The sequence below is a fragment of the Pseudomonas sp. MWU12-3088 genome, from assembly GCF_023242405.1.
In the GTDB taxonomy this organism is placed as follows: Bacteria; Pseudomonadota; Gammaproteobacteria; order Pseudomonadales; family Pseudomonadaceae; genus Aquipseudomonas; species Aquipseudomonas kribbensis.
Window position 1 is genome coordinate 559,304 of record NZ_JALJEA010000003.1, and the last position, 22,317, is coordinate 581,620.

At 60.7% G+C, this 22,317-nt stretch carries 19 protein-coding genes and 2 tRNA genes; 18 read left to right on the forward strand and 3 right to left on the reverse strand.

All coding sequences use genetic code 11. The annotated features are described in order from the left end of the window. Nucleotides 1-69 precede the first annotated feature (69 nt). From M5B98_RS11300 to ychF, 8 genes are all read left to right on the forward strand, one after another. Nucleotides 70-1,794, forward strand: coding sequence for a tetratricopeptide repeat protein (locus M5B98_RS11300; protein WP_248742734.1), 1,725 nt, complete (start codon nt 70-72; stop codon nt 1,792-1,794). A gap of 3 nt (nt 1,795-1,797) precedes the next feature. After that, a complete protein-coding gene (gene lolB / locus M5B98_RS11305; protein ID WP_248742735.1) occupies nt 1,798-2,415 on the forward strand; it encodes a lipoprotein insertase outer membrane protein LolB in 618 nt (205 codons plus the stop codon). 2 nt (nt 2,416-2,417) lie between these two features. After that, nucleotides 2,418-3,269, forward strand: a complete 852-nt coding sequence (gene ispE, locus M5B98_RS11310) for a 4-(cytidine 5'-diphospho)-2-C-methyl-D-erythritol kinase (RefSeq protein WP_248742736.1) — start codon at nt 2,418-2,420, stop codon at nt 3,267-3,269. A 37-nt stretch (nt 3,270-3,306) separates the two neighbouring features. After that, nucleotides 3,307-3,381 (forward strand) — tRNA-Gln (locus tag M5B98_RS11315). 45 nt (nt 3,382-3,426) lie between these two features. Then, nucleotides 3,427-4,368, forward strand: coding sequence for a ribose-phosphate pyrophosphokinase (locus tag M5B98_RS11320; protein ID WP_003171603.1), 942 nt, complete (start codon nt 3,427-3,429; stop codon nt 4,366-4,368). 140 nt (nt 4,369-4,508) lie between these two features. Beyond that, nucleotides 4,509-5,108: a 50S ribosomal protein L25/general stress protein Ctc gene (locus M5B98_RS11325; RefSeq protein WP_085709289.1), complete on the forward strand. Its 600-nt coding sequence runs from the start codon at nt 4,509-4,511 to the stop codon at nt 5,106-5,108. Between the two features lie 170 nt (nt 5,109-5,278). Continuing rightward, a complete protein-coding gene (pth, locus tag M5B98_RS11330) occupies nt 5,279-5,863 on the forward strand; it encodes an aminoacyl-tRNA hydrolase (protein WP_007951726.1) in 585 nt (194 codons plus the stop codon). 22 nt (nt 5,864-5,885) lie between these two features. Beyond that, nucleotides 5,886-6,986 (forward strand): redox-regulated ATPase YchF, encoded by a 1,101-nt coding sequence (gene ychF / locus M5B98_RS11335; RefSeq protein ID WP_085709288.1) that lies wholly within the window; start codon nt 5,886-5,888, stop codon nt 6,984-6,986. Nucleotides 6,987-7,049: 63 nt separating this feature from the next. Here the strand turns inward: ychF and M5B98_RS11340 are convergent, their stop codons facing one another. Next, nucleotides 7,050-8,267 (reverse strand): MFS transporter, encoded by a 1,218-nt coding sequence (locus tag M5B98_RS11340; RefSeq protein ID WP_085733612.1) that lies wholly within the window; start codon nt 8,265-8,267, stop codon nt 7,050-7,052. Nucleotides 8,268-8,600: 333 nt separating this feature from the next. Between M5B98_RS11340 and M5B98_RS11345 the strand changes: the two genes are divergently transcribed. Continuing rightward, nucleotides 8,601-10,658: a methyl-accepting chemotaxis protein gene (locus tag M5B98_RS11345; RefSeq protein ID WP_248742737.1), complete on the forward strand. Its 2,058-nt coding sequence runs from the start codon at nt 8,601-8,603 to the stop codon at nt 10,656-10,658. On the opposite strand, the gene M5B98_RS11350 is transcribed toward M5B98_RS11345, so the two are convergent. Further along, a complete protein-coding gene (locus M5B98_RS11350; protein WP_248742738.1) occupies nt 10,651-11,553 on the reverse strand; it encodes a LysR substrate-binding domain-containing protein in 903 nt (300 codons plus the stop codon). The two genes, M5B98_RS11345 and M5B98_RS11350, sit on opposite strands and share 8 nt — an antisense overlap. Before the next feature lie 226 nt (nt 11,554-11,779). On the opposite strand from M5B98_RS11350, the gene M5B98_RS11355 reads away from it, so the two are divergent. From M5B98_RS11355 to M5B98_RS11390, 8 genes are all read left to right on the forward strand, one after another. Then, nucleotides 11,780-12,898, forward strand: a complete 1,119-nt coding sequence (locus M5B98_RS11355) for an ABC transporter ATP-binding protein (RefSeq protein ID WP_248742739.1) — start codon at nt 11,780-11,782, stop codon at nt 12,896-12,898. Nucleotides 12,899-12,913: 15 nt separating this feature from the next. Beyond that, nucleotides 12,914-13,834, forward strand: coding sequence for an ABC transporter permease (locus M5B98_RS11360; protein WP_085709284.1), 921 nt, complete (start codon nt 12,914-12,916; stop codon nt 13,832-13,834). Then, on the forward strand, nt 13,834-14,640 hold the full coding sequence (locus M5B98_RS11365) for an ABC transporter permease (protein ID WP_085701815.1): 807 nt from the start codon (nt 13,834-13,836) through the stop codon (nt 14,638-14,640). Before M5B98_RS11360 ends, M5B98_RS11365 begins: the two co-directional genes overlap by 1 nt. 27 nt (nt 14,641-14,667) lie before the next feature. Then, a complete protein-coding gene (locus tag M5B98_RS11370; RefSeq protein ID WP_085709282.1) occupies nt 14,668-15,714 on the forward strand; it encodes an extracellular solute-binding protein in 1,047 nt (348 codons plus the stop codon). 61 nt (nt 15,715-15,775) lie between these two features. Continuing rightward, nucleotides 15,776-17,230: an amidase gene (locus M5B98_RS11375; protein ID WP_248742740.1), complete on the forward strand. Its 1,455-nt coding sequence runs from the start codon at nt 15,776-15,778 to the stop codon at nt 17,228-17,230. Between the two features lie 86 nt (nt 17,231-17,316). Continuing rightward, a tRNA-Met gene (locus M5B98_RS11380) sits at nt 17,317-17,393 on the forward strand. Between the two features lie 225 nt (nt 17,394-17,618). Then, nucleotides 17,619-18,866, forward strand: a complete 1,248-nt coding sequence (locus M5B98_RS11385) for an S-type pyocin domain-containing protein (RefSeq protein WP_248742741.1) — start codon at nt 17,619-17,621, stop codon at nt 18,864-18,866. A 9-nt stretch (nt 18,867-18,875) separates the two neighbouring features. Further along, nucleotides 18,876-19,145 (forward strand): bacteriocin immunity protein, encoded by a 270-nt coding sequence (locus tag M5B98_RS11390; protein WP_248742742.1) that lies wholly within the window; start codon nt 18,876-18,878, stop codon nt 19,143-19,145. A 77-nt stretch (nt 19,146-19,222) separates the two neighbouring features. Here M5B98_RS11390 and M5B98_RS11395 read toward each other — a convergent pair whose 3' ends face one another. After that, on the reverse strand, nt 19,223-20,329 hold the full coding sequence (locus tag M5B98_RS11395) for a DUF2817 domain-containing protein (RefSeq protein ID WP_248742743.1): 1,107 nt from the start codon (nt 20,327-20,329) through the stop codon (nt 19,223-19,225). A 155-nt stretch (nt 20,330-20,484) separates the two neighbouring features. Here M5B98_RS11395 and ggt point away from each other — a divergent pair, with 155 nt between their 5' ends. Continuing rightward, nucleotides 20,485-22,317: a gamma-glutamyltransferase gene (ggt, locus tag M5B98_RS11400; RefSeq protein WP_248742744.1), complete on the forward strand. Its 1,833-nt coding sequence runs from the start codon at nt 20,485-20,487 to the stop codon at nt 22,315-22,317.

Here is a 22,317-nt window from a genome sequence, read left to right on the forward strand (position 1 = left end):
ACTCGGTTATGTTTGGCCGAAGGCTTGTGTCATGATGATCCGACCGCAGGTTAGTCGTCCTCTTCCTATATGAATAGATCTTCCGCGTTGCTCCTAGCTTTTGTCTTCCTCAGCGGCTGCCAGGCCTTGGCCCCCGTTTCGCACGATGGCACCTCATCGGTCGAAGACACCACGCCAGCCCCTGAAAAGCCCAAGGTTTACAGCTCGTTCAGCCAGGAAACGGTGTTCAGCCTGCTGAGCGCCGAACTCGCCGGCCAGCGCAATCGTTTCGACATTGCCCTGGACAACTACGTGACCCAGGCCATCAACACCCAGGACCCGGGTGTTTCCGAGCGGGCGTTCCGTATCGCCGAGTACCTGGGCGCGGATCAACCGGCGCTGGATACCGCACTGATCTGGGCGAAAAACGCACCTGACGACCTCGAAGCGCAACGCGCCGCCGCCGTGCAACTGGCACGCGCCGGGCGCTATGACGACTCGATGGTCTATATGGAGAAAGTCCTGCAGGGCAAGGGCGACACCCATTTCGACTTCCTCGCGCTGTCGGCCGCCGACACCGATCAGGAAACCCGCAACGGTTTGATGAAAAGCTTCGACCGTCTGCTTCAGCGTCACCCGCACAACAATCAGCTGATTTTCGGCAAGGCCCTGCTGATGCAGCAGGACGGCGACACCAAAGGTGCGCTGACCCTGCTCGAAGACAATCCGCCAGACGACGGCGAAATCGCCCCGATCCTGCTGCGTTCCCGCCTGTTGCAAGGGCTGAACCGTGGCGACGAGGCCCTGCCGCTGCTGCAGAAGAACATCAAGAAGTACCCGGACGACAAGCGTCTGCGCCTGACTTACGCGCGGATGCTGGTGGAACAGGACCGGATGGACGATGCCAAGGTCGAGTTCTCGACACTGGTCCAGCAATACCCGGAAGACGACGAACTGCGTTACTCGCTGGCATTGGTCTGCCTGGAAGCCAAGGCCTGGGACGAGGCCAAGGGTTACCTGGAAGACCTGATCGCCCGGGAAAGCCATGTCGATTCCGCCCATCTGAACCTGGGGCGCATCGCCGAAGAACGCAACGACCCGCAAGGCGCACTGATCGAGTACGCCCAGGTCGGGCCGGGCAACGACTATCTGCCGGCACAACTGCGTCAGGCCGACATCCTGATGAACAACGGCAAGACCGCCGAAGCCCAGAGCAAACTGGCGGCCGAACGTGATGCGCAGCCGGATTACGCGATCCAGCTGTACCTGATCGAGGCCGAGACCCTGTCCGCCAACAATCAGGGCGACAAGGCCTGGAAAGTCCTGCAACAAGCGTTGCTGCAATACCCGGACGATCTGAATCTGCTCTATACCCGGGCGATGCAGGCGGAAAAACGCAATGACCTGGCGCAGATGGAAAAAGACCTGCGCCTGATCATCAAGCGCGACCCGGACAATGCCATGGCGCTCAACGCTCTCGGCTACACCCTGTCCGACCGCACGACGCGCTACGCCGAAGCCAAGGCGCTGATCGAGCAGGCGCACCAGATCAATCCGGAAGACCCGGCGGTACTCGACAGCCTCGGCTGGGTGAACTTCCGCATGGGCAACCTGGATGACGCCGAGAAGTATCTGCGTCAGGCGCTGGAGCGCTTCCCCGATCACGAAGTCGCCGCTCACCTGGGCGAAGTCCTGTGGACCAAGGGTAACCAGCGCGAAGCCAAACAAATCTGGGGCAAGTTCCTCAAGGATCAGCCCGACAGCACCATACTGCGCAGCACCATCAAGCGCTTGACCGGATCCGAGACTCTTTAACTCATGTTTTTGCGCCACGTCATCGTTTTCAGTTTCATCGCCCTGCTTGCCGGTTGCGCGGGTTTTGGCGCCCGCGAATCCGTCGAAGGCCATGGCAGCCCGGTACAATGGGCCGCGAACAAACAGCAACTGACCGGCCTCGATGGCTGGCAGATCGACGGCAAGATCGGTATCCGCGCCCCGAAAGACTCGGGCAGTGGCACGCTGTTCTGGCTGCAGCGCCAGGATTATTACGACATCCGCCTGTCCGGCCCGCTGGGTCGCGGCGCGGCGCGATTGACCGGTCGCCCGGGCAAGGTTTCGCTGGAAGTCGCCAACCAGGGCCGCTATGACGCGCAATCCCCGGAAGTCCTGCTGGAAGAGCAACTGGGCTGGAAACTGCCGGTATCGAATCTGTCCTGGTGGGTTCGCGGTCTGCCAGCTCCGGCCAGCAAGAGCCGCCTGACCCTCGATGCCGACAGCCGCCTGGCCAATCTGGAACAGGACGGCTGGCAGGTCGAGTACCTCGGTTATGCCGAACAGAATGGTTACTGGCTGCCCGAGCGGATCAAACTGCACGGCACCGATCTGGACGTGACGCTGGTCATCAAGACCTGGCAACCGCGTAAATTGGGGCAATAAGCATGACCGCTCCACGCCTGACGCTGCCTTCTCCGGCCAAACTCAATCTGATGCTGCACATTCTCGGTCGTCGTGAAGACGGCTATCACGAGTTGCAGACGATTTTTCAGTTCCTCGACTACGGCGACGAAATCACCTTCGCCGTCCGTGACGATGGCGTGATTCGCCTGCACACCGAATTCGACGGCGTGCCCCACGACAGCAACCTGATCGTGCGGGCGGCGAAAAAACTGCAAGAGCAATCCCGCTGCGCCCTCGGCATCGATATCTGGATCGACAAGATCCTGCCGATGGGCGGTGGCATCGGTGGTGGCAGCTCGAATGCGGCGACCACCCTGCTCGGCCTCAATCATCTTTGGCAGCTGGGCTGGGATGAAGATCGGCTGGCAACACTGGGCCTGACACTTGGAGCCGACGTGCCGGTGTTCGTCCGTGGCCACGCGGCTTTCGCCGAAGGTGTCGGCGAGAAACTGACCCCGGTTGAGCCCGCCGAACCGTGGTATGTCGTGCTCGTCCCGCAAGTCTCTGTTAGTACGGCAGAAATTTTTTCAGATCCATTGTTGACACGTAACACGCCGCCCATTAAAGTGCGCCCCGTTCCCGAGGGAAACAGTCGAAATGACTGCTTGCCGGTGGTAGCAAGGCGTTATCCAGAAGTACATAACGCATTGAATTTGTTAGGTAATTTTACCGAAGCAAAACTCACCGGAACTGGAAGTTGTGTGTTTGGGGGCTTCCCAAGCAAAGCTGAAGCTGATAAAGTCTCGGCCCTTCTGACAGAGACCCTTACAGGGTTTGTAGCAAAAGGAAGCAACGTTTCGATGTTGCATCGCAAGCTGCAAAGTCTGCTCTAAAGGAACCAAGTGCCCGGCACTTGCAAGCAACAGATACAGGGGCGTCGCCAAGCGGTAAGGCAGCAGGTTTTGATCCTGCCATGCGTTGGTTCGAATCCAGCCGCCCCTGCCATTTTCTATACTCATCCAGGTTACCCTCAGCCTCTAGGTACTGCGCGTGTCCAAGATGATGGTCTTTACGGGGAACGCTAACCCCGATCTGGCTCGGCGTGTTGTACGTCAGCTGCATATCCCTCTCGGTGACATCTCTGTCGGTAAATTCTCCGACGGCGAAATTACAGCCGAGATCAATGAAAACGTTCGCGGTAAAGACGTTTTCATTATTCAGCCGACTTGCGCTCCGACCAACGATAACCTGATGGAACTGGTAGTGATGGCTGATGCCTTCCGCCGCTCCTCGGCTACTCGTATCACTGCTGTTATTCCTTATTTTGGTTATGCCCGTCAGGATCGCCGTCCGCGTTCCGCACGTGTGGCTATCAGCGCGAAAGTCGTCGCTGACATGCTTACCGTAGTCGGCATCGACCGTGTTCTCACGGTTGATCTGCATGCTGACCAGATTCAGGGTTTCTTCGATATTCCGGTAGATAACATCTACGGCTCCCCGGTTCTGGTGGATGACATCGAAGATCAGCGCTTCGAGAACCTGATGATCGTGTCCCCGGACATTGGCGGCGTCGTGCGTGCACGTGCCGTTGCCAAGTCGCTGGGCGTGGATCTCGGGATCATCGACAAACGCCGTGAGAAAGCCAATCACTCTGAAGTGATGCATATCATCGGTGATGTCGAAGGGCGTACCTGCATCCTGGTCGATGACATGGTCGATACCGCCGGCACTCTGTGCCACGCGGCCAAGGCCCTGAAAGAGCATGGCGCAGCCAAGGTCTTTGCCTACTGCACACACCCTGTGCTGTCGGGTCGGGCCATCGAGAATATCGAAAATTCCGTGCTGGACGAGCTGGTGGTCACTAACACCATCCCGCTGTCCGCTGCAGCACAAGCCTGTGCACGTATCCGTCAACTGGATATCGCACCGGTTGTTGCCGAAGCGGTTCGCCGCATCAGCAATGAAGAATCGATCAGCGCGATGTTCCGCTAAGGGCCCTGCCCTTCTCGAAATGTCTCGTTGACGAAAAGCGCCCCGCCCCAACACTCATGTTGGGGCGGGGCTTTTTTGCCCATGCCGCTTTGACGTCGGTCGCAGACGTCGCCCGGACATGGCTATTTTGGAGATACAAAATGACTGATTTCATCCTGAACGCCGAAGCGCGTACCGACCTGGGGAAAGGTGCGAGCCGCCGCCTGCGTCGTCTCGCCAGCCAGGTTCCTGCCGTTGTATACGGTGGTGACAAGGCTCCTGAGTCCATCATGATGCTGGCTAAAGAAGTAGCCAAGCTGTTCGAAGACGAGGCTGCTTTCAGCCACGTCATCCAACTGAACATCGGCGGCGTCAAGCAAGACGTGGTTGTTAAAGCCATGCAGCGTCACCCGGCCAAGCAGTTCATCATGCACGCCGACTTCGTACGCGTTGTTGCCGGCAAGAAACTGACTGCCGTTGTTCCAGTGCACTTCATCAACGAAGAAGCTCCGGTCAAGAAAGGCGGCGAGATCTCGCACGTTGTTGCAGAAATCGAAGTTTCCTGCGAAGCCAAAGACCTGCCTGAGTTCATCGAAGTCGACCTGGCCAAAGCCGAAATCGGCACCATCATTCACCTGTCGGACCTGAAAGCTCCTAAAGGTGTTGAGTTCGTTGCTCTGGCACACGGCGATGACAAGGCTGTTGCCAACGTCCACGCTCCACGTGTTGCTCCAGAAGCTGCCGAAGGCGCTGCAGAGTAATCACTCTGTAAAGCCGGAGTGAACAGGTAACATCGCGGACTGGAACGTAGCGAGAAAGCGGGCGGGAACGCGGAGTTTACATCCATGGTAAATGAGCATTTTTCGTCCACTTTCGCCGCCTTCCCCGATCGCGGCGATGTTATCCACCACTCCAAGGAAGGGCCCCTATCGTGACTGCCATCAAACTGATCGTTGGCCTGGGAAATCCAGGTGCCGAATACGAACAGACCCGGCATAACGCAGGGGCCCTTTTTGTTGAGCGCATTGCCCACGCACAGAATGTGAATCTCGTGGCCGATCGCAAGTATTTCGGCCTGACCGGGCGGTTTTCGCATCAGGGTCAGGATGTTCGTCTGCTGATTCCCACCACCTACATGAACCGCAGCGGCCAGGCCGTGGCGGCACTCGCCGGTTTCTTCCGCATCAAGCCCGAAGAAATCCTGGTGGCACACGACGAACTCGATCTGCCTCCGGGCGTCGCCAAGCTCAAGGTTGGCGGCGGCCATGGCGGTCACAACGGGTTGCGCGACATCATCGCGCAATTGGGCAATCAGAATACGTTCCACCGCCTGCGGCTTGGCATCGGCCACCCGGGCGTCGCCAGTATGGTTTCAAATTTCGTCCTGGGTCGTGCGCCACGCGCCGAACAGGAAAAACTCGATGCCAGCATCGACTTTGCCCTCGGCGTGCTGCCGGATATCCTCGCCGGTGAATGGAACCGCGCGATGAAAAACCTGCACAGCCAGAAGGCCTGACTCTAATCCGAGGGGAAACACCATGGGATTCAATTGCGGCATCGTCGGCCTGCCTAACGTCGGCAAGTCCACCCTGTTCAACGCCCTGACCAAATCCGGGATCGCGGCCGAGAACTTCCCCTTCTGCACCATCGAGCCGAACAGCGGCATCGTGCCGATGCCGGATCCACGCCTGAACGCTCTGGCGGAAATCGTCAATCCGAAGCGCATCCTGCCGACCACCATGGAATTCGTCGACATCGCAGGCCTGGTGGCCGGCGCGTCGAAAGGTGAAGGCCTGGGCAACAAGTTCCTGGCTAACATCCGCGAAACCGACGCCATCGCTCACGTGGTCCGCTGCTTCGAAGACGAGAACGTGATCCACGTTTCCAACAGCGTCGACCCGAAGCGCGACATCGAAATCATCGACCTGGAACTGATCTTCGCCGACCTCGACAGCTGCGAGAAGCAACTGCAGAAAGTCGCGCGCAACGCCAAGGGCGGTGACAAGGACGCAGTGGCCCAGAAGGCCCTGCTGGAGCAATTGATCCCGCACTTCACCGAAGGCAAGCCTGCGCGCAGTCTGATGAAGAACATGAGCGCCGACGAGAAGGCGATCATCAAGGGCTTCCACCTGCTGACCACCAAACCGGTCATGTACATCGCCAACGTCGCTGAAGACGGTTTCGAGAACAACCCGCACCTGGACGTGGTCAAGGCCATCGCCGAAGAAGAAGGCGCCATGGTCGTTCCGGTCTGCAACAAGATCGAAGCGGAAATCGCCGAGCTGGACGACGGTGAAGAGAAAGACATGTTCCTCGAGGCCCTGGGCCTGGAAGAGCCTGGCCTGAACCGCGTGATCCGCGCCGGCTACGAAATGCTGCATCTGCAGACCTACTTCACCGCCGGTGTCGAAGAAGTCCGCGCCTGGACCGTCCGCGTCGGTGCCACCGCACCGCAAGCCGCTGGCGTGATCCACACCGACTTCGAAAAAGGCTTCATCCGCGCCGAAGTGATCGCCTACAACGACTTCATCCAGTACAAGGGCGAAGCAGGCACCAAGGAAGCCGGTAAATGGCGTCTGGAAGGCAAGGATTACATCGTTAAAGATGGCGACGTGATGCACTTCCGCTTCAACGTGTAAAAGCTGCACCCAAAAAAAAGCCGCGTTTGATACGCGGCTTTTTTGTGCCTGAAATTCAGCCCGTCAGGCCTTTTTGGTTCTTGGCAGAAAGATCGCCAACACCCCGAACAACGGCAGGAACGAGCACAGGAAGTACACGTATTCGATGCCGTGAATGTCCGCGAGATGCCCGAGCAACGCCGCGCCGATTCCGCCAAAGCCGAACATCAGCCCGAAGAACACCCCGGCAATCATCCCGACATTGCCCGGCACCAGTTCCTGCGCGTACACCACGATGGCCGAGAAGGCCGACGCCAGGATGAAACCAATCACCACGCTCAGGACAGTGGTCCAGAACAGATCAACATGGGGCATGAGCAGCGTGAATGGCGCAACGCCAAGGATCGAGAACCAGATCACCGCCTTACGGCCGATCTTGTCCCCAATCGGCCCACCGAAGAACGTGCCCGCCGCCACCGCGCCAAGGAACAGGAACAGATGCAACTGCGAGCTGGCCACCGACAGGTCGAACTTCTCGATCAGGTAGAACGTGAAGTAACTGGTCAGGCTGGCCATGTAGAAATACTTGGAGAACACCAGCAGCCCGAGCACCACCAACGCACTGACCACCCTGCCCTTCGACAGTCCATGAGTGGCAGCCTGGCCGGCCTTGAGCTTGAACAGGTTCAGGTGATGGGCGTACCAGCGACTGATGCGGTACAGCACGAACAGCGCAAACACGGCGAATAGTCCGAACCACGCCACGTTGCCCTGCCCAAACGGAATGATGATCGCAGCCGCAAGCAACGGCCCGAATGCCGAACCGGCGTTACCGCCGACCTGGAAGGTCGATTGCGCCAGACCGAAGCGTCCGCCCGACGCCAGACGCGCAATACGAGAAGCTTCAGGGTGGAAAGTCGAAGAGCCGATACCGATCAGCGCCGCCGCCAACAAAATCAGCGGGAAACTGCCGACCATCGACATCATCACAATCCCGACCAGCGTGCACACGGAACCGGCCGGCAACAGCCACGGTTTCGGATGCCGGTCAGTGTGGTAACCGACCCACGGCTGCAACAGCGAAGCGGTCAATTGAAAGGTCAGGGTAATCAGGCCGACCTGGGTGAAGCTCAGGCCGTAGTTGGCCTTGAGCATCGGATAGATCGACGGCAGCACTGACTGGATCAGGTCGTTGATCAAATGCGCCAGCGCCACTGCGCCGATGATGCGCATCACCAGTGGACTGCTTTGAGGAGGAGCGGACGCCGACGCAGCGGCGGTCTGAACGTTGCTGATAGCCATGGGAGTTTCCGTACAGCAGATGGGTGCACGCAGGCAGGTGCGTCAATGTGCCATTTTTCGGTGCGCCAGCGCCATCCCCTTAGCCAGCTAACGAACTATTCATCCATCGCAGTAAAAGTGATAGCGCAAAGCCATGGTCTGATTCTTGCCTTGCTTCTTCGCTTGAACGCGGCCCCCTTACAAAGGGGATCGAGAATGGGAAGTTCTGCTACAGAGTCTGCCTACAGAGCGGGCGAGAGTGGACTTTCGAAGCCTTTTAACAGGGCACTGATCGCGCTCGCAACGAGTGCGGCGCACGCCAATGGTGCGTGGTGTCCAGAGGAGTCATGGGGCATGCAGGCTTTCTTGTTACCGGGGATCAAATTGCTGGGGCGGTTTGGCTTCGCGCGTAAATTCCAGTTGTTGTTTCTGCTGTTCATCCTGCCGTTGGCCGGCAGCCTGTTGATGATCGGCCAGGACTATCGCGTCAAACTCAACCTGATTTCCGGTGAGCGTGCCGGCGTGCGGCAGTTGCTCGCCCTCGATGCACTCGACAACCTGCTCGCTGCTCAGCGCGACCGCGCAGCTCGCTGGCGCGCCACGGAAACCAACCGCCAGCCGACGCCCGCCACCCTCGCCGCGATGGCTGCATTCGATGCCGTACAACCTGCCGTCGCTCAAGCCACAGTGGATCTGGGCAATGCCTTGCAAGCCGAAGCCGCAGAAGGTGAAACCCTGGCCCGTTATCAAGCCCTGCAAACCGCGCTCGGCGGTCTGGACTCCAAGAGCCTGGCCGGCGTCGGCTGGTGGCCGGACGGTTACGATCGCTTCACCAACGCCCTCAGCGCCCTGCAAGCATTGCGTGAGCAAATTGCGATGGACAATCGGCTGATCCTCGCGCCGTGGCTGGAAACCTATCTGCTGACGCAGATTTCCACCCAGCACGCACCGGACCTGATCGAACGGGTCGGCCGACTCGCGGCGGTCGGGCAAGCATCCGTAGTCTCCGGTCAGTTCACCCTGCAAAGTCGCCTGCAACTGCGGGACCTGCGCAGCCGCATCGGTGATGCCCGCGAACAGCTTGTTAAAACGGCAAGCCTGCTGGAAGCGCGGCTGCCGAACGATCTGCAAGGCTGGGCCGGGCAGTATCACGACAGCCTCAAACAACTGGATACCGGTTTGAAGGTGCTGGATGACGGCGTGTTCGGCGGCAGCATCAATCTCAAACCGGAAGACTTCGAACGCAGCCTCGATACCCTGCTCGGCAATCTCGCCACGCTGCGTCAGCAATCACTGGTAGCACTGGATCAACGACTGGACGACTACCACGGCTCGGCGATCCGTCAGTTCATCGTGGTCGCGGCGGTGTTCGGGTGCCTGTTGCTCGCGGCGCTGTACCTGTTCGTCTGCCTGCAAGCCTCGATCCGTCGCAGCGCCAGCGGCATCACGGTACTCGCCGAAGCGTTGCGCGACGGCAATCTGAGCCTGCAAGTGCCTGTCGTGGGTCGCGATGAGCTGGCCTCGATCAGCACCGCGCTCAACGTGGCCGTGGTGCAATTGCGCACCAGTTTGCTGGGTGTCGATCACGAGACTTCGCAACTGAGCCACGCGGTGCGCAGCCTCAACGATCACTCCAGCGGCGCACTCAGCGAAGTCGAAGCCCAGCAATTGCAGATCAGCCAGATCGCTGCCGCCGCCACGCAATTGGCGGCCACCTCTCAAGGCGTCGCGCAGAGTTGCGAACAGGCCTCCGGCAGCGCCCAACAGACCCGGCGCATCGCCACCGACAGCAGCCGCGACAGTCAACGCACCACGGCGAGCATTCAACAGCTCAATCAGCGCCTGAACGAAACGGCGGCAGCGCTGGGCCGGGTCAGCGAGCAGGGGCAGCAGATTCAACTGGTGGTCGACACCATTCGCGGCGTCGCCGAGCAGACCAACCTGCTGGCGCTGAACGCCGCCATCGAAGCCGCTCGCGCCGGTGAACAGGGTCGCGGTTTTGCCGTGGTGGCCGACGAGGTCCGCAGCCTTTCGCAGCGTACGCAATCGTCCACTGCGCAGATCGCCGGTACGGTCGACAGTCTGCGCAACACGGTCAATGAAGCGGTGAGCCTGATGGAGGCGGCCTGCGGCCAGGCGCAATCGGATGCCGAAGCCGTCACCGGGCTGGGCGAACGTCTGGGGGAAATCGCCAGCGCCGTGCAGAGCGTCACCGACACCCTCGCGCAGATCGCCACGGCGGTGGAAGAACAGGCCAGCACCGCCGATGAGGTCAGCGGCAATATCCAGCAGGTCGATCAGGCAGCGGTTCGCCTGCTCGACGGCGCACGGGCCGTCAACCTGGCGGCAGACACCTTGAGCCAGGGCAGCAAGGCCTTGAGCGACAACACCGCACGCTTCCGGCTCAGTTGATCAGCGCTTCTGGAAAGTCCTTTTCCAGTTCGGACTTGAGCCATTGAATGAACCACGCCGCATCCGCCGACAGCTCGGCGGACGGCGTCAGCACCCGATAGCTTTCCAGCTTCACCTGAGCATCCACTGCACGCACCAGTTTGCCGGACCGGAGTTCTTCGCGGACCAGCACCTCGTTGGCCAACGCGATGCCCTGCCCGCTCTCGGCCACCGATAACGCGTGATCGTTGTTGACGTAGAGCATGTCGGAATTGAGGTGAATATCCAGGTCATGGGCGGCGAACCACAGGTTCCACCACTCGCCGTCATCGACGTGGATCAACTCGTGCCGGACCAGATCGGCCGGGCCGCCGAGCGGCTCGATGCTTGCCAGGTATTGCGGGGTGCAGATCGGAAACACACGGGGGCAGATCAACGCTTCACGAGAGTCCGCGTACTGCCCGTCGAGGCCGTAGACGATGCCGAGATCGGCGCTTTTGCCATCCACTTCGGTGAAGGTCGAGTTCGGTTCGATGGCAAACTTCAACCCCGGACGCAGGTGACGCATGGCCTCGATGCGCGGCATCAGCCAGCGCTTGGCAAAACCCGGCACCACCATGATCCGCAGCCAGCGTTCGGCCTCTTTGGGTCGCGCCTCCTTGCCGGCCTCGATGATCAACTGCAGGGCGGTCGCGATCTTGCGGTGGTACTTCTCACCGGCCGGCGTCAGGTTGACCCCGCGCGACGTGCGTTCGAACAGCTGAGTGCCCAGCCAGTCCTCCAGCAACTTCACATGCCGGCCAATCGCAGGCTGAGTCACGTGCAAGGCTTTCGACGCCTCGACATAGCTGCCCAGGCGGGCAGCGGCATCGAACGCACGCACTGCATTGAGTGGTGGCAAACGGTGGTCGGGCATGTTCCTGGCACCTGTCGGTATTAAATTAACTAACACCTGCCATGTTTAAATTGAAGTTTCGCCCCGCGCAACCCCTCGCCGATAATCGAGCCACAGCAGAACAACAAAACAGCTGGTTTCACCCCGTACGCAATCTCGATCCTGCCCAGAAAAATAATATCCATGGCCCGACAGATTCGCTGACCGACAGCGCAATCGCAGGCGATGGGGGAATCGGAGGTAACGCATGAATGCCCTGCATTCGCTGCAAACGCTGGCGGTGTCGATCCGCTCGGTGCGCAAGGTCTACGGCGATCCGTCCACCGGTCCGGTGGCGTTGAAAAACATCGATCTGGATATCCGCGACAACGAATTCTTCACCCTTCTCGGGCCCTCCGGCTGCGGCAAGACCACGCTGCTGCGGATGATTGCCGGGTTCGAGTTTCCGACGCAGGGCGAGATCCTGCTCTACGGCGAAAACATCGCCGAGCGCCCGCCGTTCCAGCGCCCGGTCAACACAGTGTTCCAGCACTACGCCCTGTTCCCGCACATGACCATCGCCGAAAACCTGGCCTTCGGCCTTGAATCGCACCCGATGGGCAAGGTCCTGAACAAGGCCCAGATCGCCGAGCGCGTCCGCGAGATGCTTGCCCTGGTGCAGATGGAGCGCTTCGCCCATCGCAAACCGGCGCAACTCTCCGGTGGCCAGCAACAGCGCGTCGCCCTCGCCCGCGCCCTGGCGCCGCATCCCAAGGTTCTGTTGCTTGACGAGCCGCTGTCGGCACTTGATCTCAAGCTGCGCCAGGCCATGCGCGAAGAGCTGAAAACCATCCAGGCCAGGACCGGCATCACCTTCATCTTCGTCACCCACGATCAGGAAGAAGCGCTGACCATGTCCGACCGCATCGCCGTGCTGTCCGAAGGCGAAGTGCAACAAGTCGGTCGCCCGGAGGACATCTACGAACGGCCGCGCAATCGCTTCGTGGCCGATTTCATCGGCGAAACCAACTTCATTCAGGCCAGCGTCACTCGCGTCGAGGACGGTATGGCGTGGTTCGCCGGGCCGGCCGGACATCCGCTGCCGGCGCAACCGTGCAACGACGTGCAACCGGGTGCCAGCGTGACCCTGTCGGTACGCCCCGAGCGCCTGCACCTGGTGCCTGCCAACACGGAGGCGGCTTTGCCGTGCCGGGTCGAAGCGCTGATTTATCTGGGCACCGACCTGCAATACCAGGTCAGCCTCGGCGACGGTTCGCGCCTCACCGTGCGCACGCCCAACTGCGTCGATCAGAGCCTGCGTTTTGCCGTGGGCAGTCAGGCCGGTCTGCTGTTCGACCGGGGAAGCGCCAGCGTCCTGCACGATTGAACCCGAGGAGTTGTCATGCACGCCTTACCGATAACCAACACGCTTGAACGCCGACGGGCGTTCCAGAGCTTCCTCGGTGTCAGCCCGGCGCTGATCGCCATCGCCCTGTTTCTGGTGGTGCCGATCCTGATCGTCATCGGTTATTCGCTGATGGAAGCCAACCCCTACGGCGGGGTGAACAAGGTGTTCAGCAGCGACGCCTACACCTCCCTGTTGTTCGAGCGGCAAATGGACGACAGCCTGGCCTTCGCCGACTCCTACCTGATCATCGCCCTGCGCTCGGTCGGGATTGCCGGCCTGACCACCGTCATCACGCTGCTGATCGGTTTTCCGGTGGCGGTGTGGCTGGCCATGCAACCGGCGCATCGGCGCGGTCTGTTGATCTTCCTGATCACCGTGCCGTTCTGGGCCAACCTGCTGATCCGCACTTATGCGTGGATTCTGCTGCTGCGTAACACCGGGGTGATCAATAACAGTCTGATGGGCCTGGGCGTCATCCACGAGCCGCTGCAGTTGCTGTACACCGACGGCGCCGTGCTGCTGGGGCTGGTTTATACCTATGCGCCCTTCGTGGTTCTGCCGATCTACGCCACGCTGGAAAAAATGGATATCCGTCTGCTCGAAGCCGCTCAAGACCTGTATGCCGGACGCCTGCGCACCTTGCGCAAAGTCGTGCTGCCGATCGCCAGACCGGGAATTCTCGCCGGCGCCATTCTCACCTTCGTGCCGTGCCTGGGCGCGATGATCGCCCCGGAACTGCTCGGCGGCGGCACGCGGATGATGCTCGGCAACCTGATCTTCCGGCAGTTCAGCGATGCCCGTAACTGGCCGTTCGGCGCGGCGCTGTCGCTAGTGCTGATGGCGGCGGTGATGCTGGTGCTGACGGTCTATGCCTTGCGCGCCGAACGCCAGCGCATTGCCAAAGGAGGTGCGTGATGATTGGTCTGCTCAAACGCAAGGGGCTGGGCGTCCAGGATTTCCCCGGATTCGGCGGTTTCAGTTTCCTGTTCTACCTGTACCTCTACGCGCCGATCGTGGTGCTGGTGGTGTTCTCGTTCAACGCCAACCAGTCGGCCACGGTATGGACCGGTTTCAGCCTCGACTGGTATCGCGCCGCGTTCGCCAATCAGGCGCTGCGCCAGGCGGCCGGCAACAGTCTGCTGATCGCGGTGTGCGCCAGCATGGTCGCCACGGCGATTGCCACCCTCGCGGCCCTCGGCACCTCGCGGGGCGCGAAGTTCAAGGGCCTGCAACTGTCGATGGGCGCGATCATGCTGCCGCTGGTGCTGCCGGAAATCGTCGTCGGCGTCGCCACGCTCGCGCTGTTCTCCACCATTGGCCTGTCCCTCGGCTACGGCAATCTGATCATCGCCCATACGGTGTTCTGCATTCCGTTTGCCTACCTGCCGATCCGGGCCCGGCTGAACGACATGGACCTGTCGCTGGAACAAGCCTCGGCCGACCTGTATGCCGGGCCATGGCGGACCTTCCGCAAAGTCACCCTGCCGTTGCTGATGCCGGGGATTTTCTCCGGGCTGATGCTGGCGTTCATCGTCTCGCTGGATAACTTCGTGATCTCGATGATGGTCTCCCAGGCCGGCACCACGACGCTGCCGATCTTCATCTTCGGCCTGTTGCGCATGGGCGTGACACCCGACGTCAACGCCGTGTCGACCCTGATCCTGGGCGTCTCGGTGCTGTTTGTCAGCCTCTCTTACCTGCTGGGCAAAAAGAACGCCTGAACCTTCCAAGAACCGTGGGGAAATAGCATGAGCAAGTGGATAAAAAGCGTCGGTACTTCGTTGTTCCTGACTGTGCCGCTGGTCATGGCCGGGAGTGTTCAGGCCGCCGAAAAACTCAACGTGGTGAGCTGGAGCGGTTACTTTTCACCGGAGATTCTCGCCAAATTCCAGAAGCAGACCGGCATCGAAGTCACCGTTGACTCCTACGACTCCAACGAGACGCTGCTGGCCAAACTGAAACAGGGTGGCGCCGGTTACGACGTGGCGATTCCCTCGCACCAGTTCATTCCGATCCTGATCAAGGAAAACCTGCTGGAGCGCTTCGATCCGGTCAAGGAGCCGTACTACGCCAGTGTGGTCGACAACCTGAAAAAACCGAGCTGGGACCCGGAAGGCGCCTATTCGGTGCCGTTCATCTGGGGCACCACCAGCGTGGTGCTCGACAGTGGCCGCTACAAAGGCCCGGCCGACAGCTACAAGGTGCTTTATGAGCCGCCGGCCGAGTTGCAGGGGCGGATCAACATGTTCGATTCGGTCAGCGATATGGTCGACATGGCCAGCCTGTACCTGAACATCCCGCTGTGCAGCGAGGACCCGAAACAGATGCAACAAATCCTCACGCTGCTCAAGGCGCAGAAGCCATTCGTCAAAACCTACAGCTCCAAGGCCGGCTCGATCCGCGAGAACCTCGCCTCGGGCGAAATCGACATGTCGATGTTCTGGGGCGGTTCGTCCATGCGTGCCCGTGAGATGAAACCGAGCCTGAAATACCTGTACCCCAAAGAAGGGGTGCTGGCCTGGGTCGACAATATGGTCATCCCCGCCGGCAGCAAGAACCCGGCGAATGCCAAGGCGTTCATCGCGTTTCTCAGCCAGCCGGAAAACTCGGCGATGACCCAGAACTTCCTCAAGCATCAGAGCCCGATCAAAGGCGTCGAACCGTTCCTCGATGCGAACCTCAAGGATGCACCGGAACTGCATATTCCCGAGGGCACCCACGTGGTGTTCAGCAAGACCTGCGGTGAAGGCGCGATCCGTCTGGCCGATCGTCTGTGGACCAACCTGATGCGTTGATTTCTACCGCCCCGGCACGAGGCCGGGGCGTTTTTCCAGCCGTCTGAAGGGCGCCGTCGTCATGAACTCCAATAACATCAGCGAACTGGTCCAGTTGCCGGCCATCGAGCTCGCCGAGCGCATCCGCCTGCGCCAGGTTTCCTGCCGCGAAGTGATGCAGACCTATCTTGCCCACATCGAACGGTTCAACCCGTCAGTCAATGCACTGATCAGTCTGCAGGCGCCGGAAGATCTGCTGGCCCAGGCCGACACACGGGACGCCGAACTGAGCCGGGGCCAGTACCGGGGCTGGATGCACGGCCTGCCCCACGCCATCAAGGATCTGTCGCTGACCTGCGGCATCCGTACCACGCTGGGCTCACCGCTGTTCAAAAATTACATTCCCGAGCGTGACGGCATCATGGTCGAGCGGATCAAGGCTGCCGGCGCGATCATCATCGGCAAGACCAACACCCCGGAATTCGGCCTCGGTTCGCAGAGCTACAACCCGTTGTTCGGGGCCACCGGCTGCGCCTTTGACCCGAGCAAGACCGCGGGCGGCAGCAGTGGCGGCGCGGCGGCGGCGCTGGCGATGCATCTGGTGCCGGTGGCCGATGGCAGCGACATGATGGGCTCGCTGCGCAACCCGGCAGCGTTCAACAACATCTTCGGCTTCCGCCCGTCTCAAGGACGCGTGCCATTCGACGACAGTGCCGATCTGTTCTTCGATCAACTCGGCTATGAAGGGCCCATGGCGCGCAGTGTGCGCGATGCCGCGATGCTGCTGTCGGTGCAGGCCGGCGGCGATGCGCGGGCACCGCTGTCGATCCGTGAGTCCGGAGAGGTCTTTACCGCACCGCTGGAGCGCGACTTCAGCGGCACCCGGATCGGCTGGCTCGGCGACTTCAACGGGTATCTGCCCATGGAGAACGGCATCCTCGCGTTGTGTGAAAAGACTTTCGCCGACTTTGAAAGCCTGGGTTGCCATATCGAGCCGGCGCGTCCGGAATTTGCCCCTGAAAAGCTGTGGAGCAGCTGGCGCACCTTGCGCCACTGGATGGTCGCCGGCTCCCTGGGCGCGGCTTACGCCGATCCGCAGAAACGGGCGCTGCTGAAACCGGAAGCCTGCTGGGAAGTGGAAAACGGTCTGAAGCTGTCGGCCAGCGAAGTGTTCGCCGCCTCGGTGGTGCGCAGCGACTGGTATCGGGCAATCTCACGCTTGTTCGAACAATACGATTATCTGCTGCTGCCCAGCGCGCAGGTCTTCCCGTTCGACAAGTCGCAGGCGTGGCCGACCGCGATCGAGGGCGTGAACATGGACACTTATCATCGCTGGATGGAGGTGGTGATTCCCGGCACGTTATCCGGTTGCCCGGTGGCGAACGTCCAGGCCGGCTTCAATGCCCGGGGGTTGCCGATGGGGCTGCAGATCATCGGCCGGCATCAGGCAGACTTCGCCGTTCTGCAACTGGCGCACGCGTATGAGCAGGCCAGTCGCTGGTTCCAGCGCTGCCCTTCGCCACTGTTGAACGCCTGATTTTGATAAACGGTTGAAAGCGTAGAAAAAATTTTGAAATTTACGCTTGACGCTTTTCCATTTCAGGGGAATAATGCGCGCCACTTGGCTACATAGCTCAGTTGGTTAGAGCATAGCATTCATAATGCTGGGGTCCGGGGTTCAAGTCCCTGTGTAGCCACCAAGTACTAAAAACGGCTTACCGAAAGGTAGGCCGTTTTTTTATGCCTCGAGAAAAGTGCCCTCCTTCACTCAACCGGACTGATTCCGTAGGAACCCGGTGCGAAAGGCGTACGAAGAGGATTTTTCGTTCGCTTAGGCACCTGCATCTTCGCCAGTCGATTTGATCGCGATCCCGATTGACCGACACGCTCCCCTGTCTCGATTCCAGGACAGACAGGGAGTGGTCATGGACCTGAACAAATTCCTTTTCGACGATGAGTGGCGTCGAAAACGCCCGAGCGAAAACGCTATATGGAGCGGATGGATTCCGCCCCCGCCACCAGAACCCGTTTATATCCGGACAGACGAATGGCCCACCCCGACGCCCCGCGACGATCTGGTATTTGCCAAATCCTGCACACCGGATAACTGGTGCCGAACGGAGGCCGGCACAGCCCCCGAACCCGTCTCAAGTTTCGGCAAGGTCATGGTCGCGGGCGCCATGCGTTTTCCCGCTGCCAGTACCGCCGCAGCCAAGGCCATCGGCGCCGATCTGGCTCTGGGGCGCATGGCTGGCGGAGGAATCCTGCAGCAACGCCTCAACTGGGCAATACGAGGCGCCGGCGGTCCGGCCAGTGTGTTCATCCTCGGGATGCTGCCGACCCGAATGGGTGACGGCACGCTCTACACCGACGATCAGCTACGCACCTTGTCTCGCGCAACCACTCGCGTGCGCTTCCAGTTCCGACGCGATGCCGAGGGCGTCATACAGGTCTACGGCATCCACACCGGAGCCTCGGGCGACGACTCGGTGCGTACCGTAAAAGTCCGGTGGAACAGCGACAAGACCGCCATGGAGGCCAAACTCAACGGCATCACCATTCTGTGGACGCCGCAACGCGGGCCGCTGGGAGCGATGCCGCCACTGGTTTATCCGGAGCACGGCGAACCACTGAGCACGATCCTCGTCCACCCGATCGCCGCGAACACCGACAGCCAGATAGAAATCCTGCCCGGCGAAGACATCACCGCCGAAGACTGCATTCTGGTGTTTCCGGCAGAGACCGGGCTCAAGTCGTTGTATGTGGTGTTTTCGAAACCGGCGAGATTGATGCCGGGGACGGTGACGGGGGTTGGGGAGGATGTTGCCGGTGTATGGCTTGACCATGCCCGGTCGGGATCTGGCGCGCCAATCCCAACCAGCATTGCCGATTCGCTAAGAGGGCGTGAATATTCCAGCTTTGATTCATTCAGGCGCGCCTTCTGGGCCGAAGCGTCAAAAGATACGAGGCTAGCCGGGCAGCTCAGCGAAGACAGTCTTGAGCGTATGCGCAACGGAAAGGCACCTCGCGCCCGATTAGCTGATGCAGTCGGCAAGAGAATCTCTCACGAAATTCATCATGTGGAACTGATATCTCAAGGCGGCGAGGTCTATAACGTTGACAACCTCAGAGTCCACCCCCCCAAAAATCACGTCGAAGTACACCAGGATTGAGGTAACTGCATGAGCGACCCTTTCATCAAAAACAACTTTTCTGATTACACCGAACAAGACTTCATTGAGTTCATTGACGAGATCAGAAAGGAAGACAAAGCACCGACGGATGACCGTGCAGATATTCTATTGCTGCACTTCAACGAGATCGTTGGACATCCGAGCAAGATGGACCTTATCTACTACCCTGAGCCAGGTGCTGACACGTCATCCTCTGGCATAGCCCGTACAGTCGCGACATGGCGTGAAGCAAACGGGCTGCCAGGCTTCAAGCAGTAACCCTCCGGCATCCATAGTCAAAACCGCTGCGCATCACCCAGCAGTCAAAACGGCTTACCGAAAGGCAAGCCGTTTGTTTATCCCTCGCCCGCTAACGCCCTGAGCCCTTTCGCCCAGATCTGCCGCGTGCGCAACCCCACCATCGCCCGCCAGTCCGGATCCGCCGGATAGAACTGCTCCAGCAGTTTCAATTTGATCTCCCGCCCCGTCGCATCCAGCGGATCGCCGTGCAGATGCAGCCAGTGATCGTCGCGCAAGTAGCGATGTACGTCCGGCCCCGGGTAAGTCCCGCACTCGATCACGAACGGCATCAACTGCACTTTCGGCAGTGCGTTGAGCAGTGCCTGCGAGGTGTAACCGGTAGCCGTTGCCGCGACTCCGGTTTCACTCAGGGTTTCAGCGCCTGTGTGCAGCGTGTAGAGCCACGGGCCATAGATCGATTGCGCCCGGGCCAGCGCCGGATAAGGTGCCTGAGTAATCGTCAGCAGCATCGGATGACCGTACTCGCCGGCGCCGGTGTGCAGGTCGAAACACATCACGGTTTCGGTACCCGCCAGATGATTCTCGATGATCTGATGCAGCGTGCGATTCGACCAGCTCGGGGCAAAGCCTCCGAAAAACAGTCCGTCGGGATGGCTGTGCTGACCACCCTCGACAATCGACATCACCGCCGGCCAGCCGTGCTCGGCGATTTGCGCATCGAGCAAGGCATCGGCGCGCTGCCGCTCGGGGCCATTTAAATCGGCGCATGCGTAAATTTCGTGCAGCGCGGCGTAGGCCTGGTTGTCCGGGAGGGGCTGGTTGAAATCCAGATGATTGCGGTTCAGGTCGATGTTGTCTTCGTTGACCCGTCGCAGCCATGCCGTGCCCCATGGGTTGATCAGGTGAATCATCACCACCGCGACGTCCTTGGGCAGCGAACCCGGCGTGAAATGCTTCAGCCAGTCGATCTGACATTCCGAACCGTAATAGCCCTCCACCCCGTGGGTGCCGCTGAGCGCCACCAGACGCCGTTTGGCTTGCGGATTCCCCAGCACCGCCACATCGGTGCTCAACGGCTCGCCAAACGGTCCGCAACGCGGATGGGCGTAGGAGGTGAGCGTCGCACCGGCCGCGGTGGCGGCGGCAAGAAACTGTTCGCGCTGCTGTCGGTAGCTGGAGTGGGTCGGAAACTCGCTGTGCATGGCGGCCTCTTGTTGATTGTTCTGGCTTCACGTTTGCCCCAGACCCTACAGAAAATTCGCCAAGGCATGAAGGACAAACATACCGACGGTTTGCGTCCTGCACGGTCGGCCGATACAGTCCGTCAGACTTTTATCCCACGGACGGAGAGCCCCGCGTGTTTCCAGCCCAGCCCCTGAAACGCTTTCGCCTGCCGGCCCTGACCCTGATCGTCAGCGCCATCACCCTCGCCGCCTGCAATGCACCACCCTCCTCGAACCTGCCGCTGGCGCCGGAAGCCGCCTCCGGTTACCGCACAGGCTTGCAAGCCAGTCACGCCGATAAACATATGGCCGCTGCTGCGAATCCGCTGGCTGCCGAGGCCGGTCGCGAGATGTTGCGTAAAGGTGGATCGGCCATCGATGCGGGCATTGCGATGCAAGCCGTACTGACCCTGGTCGAGCCGCAATCCTCCGGGATCGGCGGTGGCGCGATGATCGTGCTGTGGGATGGCAAGCAAGTGCGTACCTATGACGGTCGCGAAACAGCGCCGGCCGGCGCGACCGAAAAGCTGTTCCTGCAGGCTGATGGAAAACCGATGCCGTTCCCGCAGGCGCAGATCGGCGGACGCTCCGTCGGCACACCGGGTGTGATGCGGGCGCTGGAACTGGCGCACAAACAACATGGCCGCTTGCCGTGGGCGACGTTGTTCGAGCCAGCAATCAAACTCGCCGAACAGGGCTTTGCGATCTCGCCTCGACTGCATTCGCTGCTGGAGTCCGACCCTGTGGTGCGCCGCTCGCCGGACATGGCCAGGTATTTCCTCAACAGCGACGGCAGCGTCAAAGCCATCGGTACGCGCCTGCAAAACCCGGCGTTGGCCGCCGTGCTCAAGCGCATCGCCACCGAAGGTGCAGATGCACTCTACAAAGGCCCGATCGCCGAAGAGATCGTGGCCAAGGTCCAGGGGCACGCCAACCCCGGCAGCCTGTCGTTGAACGACCTTCAGCACTATCAGGCCAAGGAACGCGCGCCACTGTGCACCGACTACAAGCGCTGGCAGGTTTGCGGGATGCCGCCGCCGTCATCGGGCGGGATTGCAGTGGCGCAAATCCTCGGCACCTTGCAGGCCCTGGAGACCCGCGATCCGCGCCTGTCCCTGACACCACTCAAACCCGTGAAGACCGATAAACCGGCCGGCCTCGAACCCGCGCCACAAGCCGTGCACCTGATCGCCGAAGCCGAACGCCTGGCCTACGCCGACCGCGCGCAATACGTGGCCGATACCGACTTCGTGCCGGTGCCGGTCAAGGGCCTGGTCGACCCGGGTTATCTGGCCAGCCGCGCCAGCCTGATCGGCGATCGCAGCATGGGCAGCGCCAAACCCGGCACACCTCCGGGCGTGCAGGTCGCCTACGCGCCGGACCGCTCGCCGCTGCGCATCTCCACTTCGCAAGTGGTGGCAGTGGATGACTTCGGTGGCGCGGTGTCGATGACCACCACCATCGAAGCGGCATTCGGCTCGCACCTGATGGTTCAGGGCTTTTTGCTCAACAATCAGATGACCGACTTCTCGTTCATTCCCGAAGAAAACGGGCAGAAAGTCGCCAACCGCGTCGAGCCCGGCAAACGCCCGCGCTCGTCGATGGCACCGACCCTGATCTTCGATCGCAACAGCGGTGAGTTCGTCGCCACCGTCGGCTCTCCGGGCGGCTCGCAGATCATCGAATACGTGGCCAAAACCACCGTCGGCCTGCTCGACTGGAACCTCGACGCGCAAAGCGCCATCAGCCTGCCCAACTTCGGCAGCCGCAACGGGCCGACGGAACTGGAACAGGGTCAGTTCACCCCGACACTGATCCAGGCACTCAAGGACAAGGGCCACGCTGTGAGCGAAATCGACATGACCAGCGGCACCCAGGCCATCGTGCGGGTCAAGGATGCGCAGGGGAAGGCAACGTTGGCCGGTGGAGCGGATCCTCGGCGTGAAGGGATGGCGGTGGGGGACTGA

Coding starts and splice junctions, on each gene's coding strand:
- M5B98_RS11300 (WP_248742734.1), top strand. CDS start 70: ATGAATAGATCTTCCGCGTTGCTCCTAGCTTTTGTCTTCCTCAGCGGC.
- lolB (WP_248742735.1), top strand. CDS start 1,798: ATGTTTTTGCGCCACGTCATCGTTTTCAGTTTCATCGCCCTGCTTGCC.
- ispE (WP_248742736.1), top strand. CDS start 2,418: ATGACCGCTCCACGCCTGACGCTGCCTTCTCCGGCCAAACTCAATCTG.
- M5B98_RS11325 (WP_085709289.1), top strand. CDS start 4,509: ATGACTGATTTCATCCTGAACGCCGAAGCGCGTACCGACCTGGGGAAA.
- ychF (WP_085709288.1), top strand. CDS start 5,886: ATGGGATTCAATTGCGGCATCGTCGGCCTGCCTAACGTCGGCAAGTCC.
- M5B98_RS11340 (WP_085733612.1), bottom strand. CDS start 8,267: ATGGCTATCAGCAACGTTCAGACCGCCGCTGCGTCGGCGTCCGCTCCT.
- M5B98_RS11345 (WP_248742737.1), top strand. CDS start 8,601: ATGCAGGCTTTCTTGTTACCGGGGATCAAATTGCTGGGGCGGTTTGGC.
- M5B98_RS11350 (WP_248742738.1), bottom strand. CDS start 11,553: ATGCCCGACCACCGTTTGCCACCACTCAATGCAGTGCGTGCGTTCGAT.
- M5B98_RS11355 (WP_248742739.1), top strand. CDS start 11,780: ATGAATGCCCTGCATTCGCTGCAAACGCTGGCGGTGTCGATCCGCTCG.
- M5B98_RS11360 (WP_085709284.1), top strand. CDS start 12,914: ATGCACGCCTTACCGATAACCAACACGCTTGAACGCCGACGGGCGTTC.
- M5B98_RS11365 (WP_085701815.1), top strand. CDS start 13,834: ATGATTGGTCTGCTCAAACGCAAGGGGCTGGGCGTCCAGGATTTCCCC.
- M5B98_RS11370 (WP_085709282.1), top strand. CDS start 14,668: ATGAGCAAGTGGATAAAAAGCGTCGGTACTTCGTTGTTCCTGACTGTG.
- M5B98_RS11375 (WP_248742740.1), top strand. CDS start 15,776: ATGAACTCCAATAACATCAGCGAACTGGTCCAGTTGCCGGCCATCGAG.
- M5B98_RS11385 (WP_248742741.1), top strand. CDS start 17,619: ATGGACCTGAACAAATTCCTTTTCGACGATGAGTGGCGTCGAAAACGC.
- M5B98_RS11390 (WP_248742742.1), top strand. CDS start 18,876: ATGAGCGACCCTTTCATCAAAAACAACTTTTCTGATTACACCGAACAA.
- M5B98_RS11395 (WP_248742743.1), bottom strand. CDS start 20,329: ATGCACAGCGAGTTTCCGACCCACTCCAGCTACCGACAGCAGCGCGAA.